At 43.0% G+C, this 3,190-nt stretch carries 2 protein-coding genes; one reads left to right on the plus strand and one right to left on the minus strand.

The features are described 5' to 3' along the window. Window positions 1-218 precede the first annotated feature (218 nt). A complete protein-coding gene (gene thrB, locus TW89_RS07995; RefSeq protein WP_128581097.1) occupies window positions 219-1,142 on the plus strand; it encodes a homoserine kinase in 924 nt (307 codons plus the stop codon). A gap of 429 nt (window positions 1,143-1,571) precedes the next feature. Here thrB and TW89_RS12090 read toward each other — a convergent pair whose 3' ends face one another. After that, on the minus strand, window positions 1,572-2,801 hold the full coding sequence (locus TW89_RS12090) for a YadA family autotransporter adhesin (RefSeq protein WP_432757678.1): 1,230 nt from the start codon (window positions 2,799-2,801) through the stop codon (window positions 1,572-1,574). Between the last annotated feature and the right edge of the window lie 389 nt (window positions 2,802-3,190).

A 3,190-nucleotide genomic window follows, 5' to 3' on the forward strand; every position in this document is an offset into this window, starting at 1 on the left:
AAAATTTAACCACCGCCCTGTTTTAACAGGGTTTTTATTTGATAAAAACACTATCAACCTTTCTACACATTCCATACATACAAAAAATACAAAACAAAGGCCGTCTGAAATGCTCTTTCAGACGGCCTTTTGAATTTGACCTATTCTTTAATTTATATTGTTGACGCTTGTTTTTTGGTATGATGTTTCTTTGATTTTATTTCAGCTTCGAGTTTGCTATGTCTGTCTATACCAGTGTTTCCGACGCTCAAATGCGCGATTTCTTGCTGCAATATGATTTGGGAGATTTTGTCTCTTTGCAGGGGATTGCTCAAGGAATTACTAACAGTAATTATTTTCTAACTACCTCAACCGGTCGTTATGTATTGACTGTTTTTGAGGTTTTAAAATCAGAGGAACTACCTTTCTTTTTAGAGCTAAACCAACACTTGAGCCAAAATGGCGTTGCCTGCGCCGCTCCGATTGCTCGTAAAGATGGCGGACTGCATTCTATGTTAGCCGGAAAACCTGCTTGCTTGGTAACTTGTTTGAATGGCTCCGATACCGGCTGGCCGACTGAGGCACAATGTTTCCACACTGGTGCGATGTTGGCCAAAATGCATTTAGCTGGCCAAGATTTTCCTTTAAAAATGAAAAATCCCCGTTATGATGGCTGGTGGCATGATGCCTGCACCCAGTTGCTCCCGGTTTTAGATAGCGAAGATGCCAAACTGCTTCAAGCTGAAATTGCTGCTTTAGATGAAAATCTTGGAGAACATTTACCTTCCGGTATTATCCATGCCGATTTATTTAAAGACAATGTACTGCTTAATGGAGATGAAGTTTCCGGCTTTATCGATTTTTATTATGCGTGCAATGGTAATTTCATGTACGACTTGGCCATTGCAGTTAACGACTGGGCGCGGACAGCCGATAATAAATTAGACCCTGCTCTTTATGATGCCTTTATCCATGGCTATGAAAGCGTACGTCCATTATCTAATGAAGAACGCGCGTATTTCCCTACTGCACAAAGAGCCGGATGCATTCGTTTCTGGGTATCTCGCCTGCTCGATTTCCATTTCCCTCAATCAGGAGAAATGACGTTTATTAAAGATCCAAATGCATTTAGGGATTTGCTATTGAGTCTTAATGAGAGATAGCCATAAAACTATTACAATCCAATTTAGATAAGTTTAAAAGTTTTTCTCTTCCTTAAAATCCTCTAAATTCTTTCTATTCAAATTTAGAGGATTTTTCACGTGTCTTTTGCCAGATTCTCTAATAACACTCCCCTATCAAATCATTATTCATCCATAAGTTATGAAACATTTTGCTTGATACTGCTCCCATACCCTAAATTCATCTATTAATATGAAAAACTCACTCTACTTTTTTAAGTAAGTTTTTCATATTAATCGCTCTATCCCCAAATTCCTCATGAGAGCATATTGAACATGGCATTCTTATTATTCTTTCTTATAAAAACCCAACAAATCCAATTCAAGATATAAAAAAATGCGGCCTAAATAGGCCGCATTTACTTTGCTTCGTCTTTTCAGACGGCCTTTTCAGGCCGTCTGAAAGTCAGATTACCATTGGTAACCAACTGCTGCGGTAGCACCGAAGTGACCACGTGAGTTGCCGGAAGCAGTACCTTTGATGATCCAGTTACCACCATCGGAGATGCTAGAGAAGCCGACAGCGTAACCGGTTTCACCGCGGTAGTGACCGCCACCGATAGCCAGCATGCTCTTACCTGGCAAGTAAGCTTGCGGCAGACCGGCAGTAGCCAGAGCTTGAGCCACACCTGCGCGGGCGTTGTTGTCAACCTTGTTCACATTGCTGTTCACATCGCCGAATTTTTGGTTCAGCTGGTCAACATTAACCGCATCAGTACCTTTCTTACCTGGAGCAACATTTTGGATAGTAGTGTTGCCGGCATCGATACCACCTTGGTTGATGGTTACAGGACCTGCTTTCAGTTCGTTAGTAGTAACACTGTTAACGGTCAGATCAGGGTTCATGCTGACTTTCAGCGCATCGCCGTCTTTCTTAACGAAGATGTTTTGAACTTCTTTCTCTGAAGTCTTACCGGTTGCTTTGTCGAATACTTGAACTTTAGTACCCGCATCACCTTTAATCTGAATAGTGTTATTCAGTTTTTTGGAGATAGAGCCGTCAGTAGTACCAGTCTCGTCAACCAGGCCGAAGGTGCCATCAGCATCTTTACCATCTTTACCGTCCTTACCATCTTTCACGGTTGCAGTAGTAGTAGAGATGACTTTACCGTCTTTATCGAAGTTGTTGATAGTGATGGTAGAAGTACCTTTAGCTTCATCACGCTCAACTTTACCTTCAGCAGACTTACCGTTTTCACCGGTATCACCTTTAGCACCGTCTTTAACAACAGTAGTAGTAGTGTTACCGTTACCATCTTTGATGGTTACAGTGTGAGTACCGTCACCGTTGTCTTTAACTTCAGCTTCAGCATTCTTACCGTCTGCACCAGTAGCACCGGTTGCACCATCTTTAACGACAGTAGTAGTAGTGTTACCGTTACCGTCTTTGATGGTTACAGTGTGAGTACCGTTGCCGTTGTCTTTAACTTCGGCTTCAGCATTCTTACCGTCTGCACCGGTATCACCTTTGGCACCAGTTGCACCGTCTTTAACGATGGTAGTAGTGGTTTTACCTTCGCCATCAGTGATGGTTACAGTGTGAGTGCCGTTGCCGTTGTCTTTAACTTCGGCTTTTGCATTCTTACCGTCTACACCGTCTTTAACGATAGTGGTAGTGGTTTTACCTTCGCCATCTGTGATGGTTACAGTATGAGTGCCGTTGCCCGTTTGTCCTTTTAAACTCGGCGTTTAGTCATTCTTTACCGGTCCTGCACCCGGTAATCTACCGTTTGGACTACCGAGTTACGGCACCCGTCTTTTAACGGATCGGTTAGTAGTCGGTTTTTACCTTCCGCCTAATCCTAGGTTCGAACGTTTCGGGTTTAACCCAGGTTTGGTCGTAACGGTTTCGGCCCGTTTGGTCCCGGTTTGGGTTACCTTTTAAACCGTTCCGGGCGTTTTTCGTCTAACTTTACGTTACCCCGGTACTTAACACCGGGTTACCTTTTAACGGATACGGTGGTAGTGGTTTACCTCGCCATCTGTGATTGGTTACAGTAGTGAGTTGCCCGTTGCCCGTTGTTCTTAAC

Origin of the sequence: Neisseria flavescens (assembly GCF_001618065.1) — a bacterium.
In the GTDB taxonomy this organism is placed as follows: Bacteria; Pseudomonadota; Gammaproteobacteria; order Burkholderiales; family Neisseriaceae; genus Neisseria; species Neisseria flavescens_A.

What these genes read in the sequence shown, in the direction of transcription:
- thrB (WP_128581097.1), top strand. Translation starts at nt 219, where the DNA reads ATGTCTGTCTATACCAGTGTTTCCGACGCTCAAATGCGCGATTTCTTG.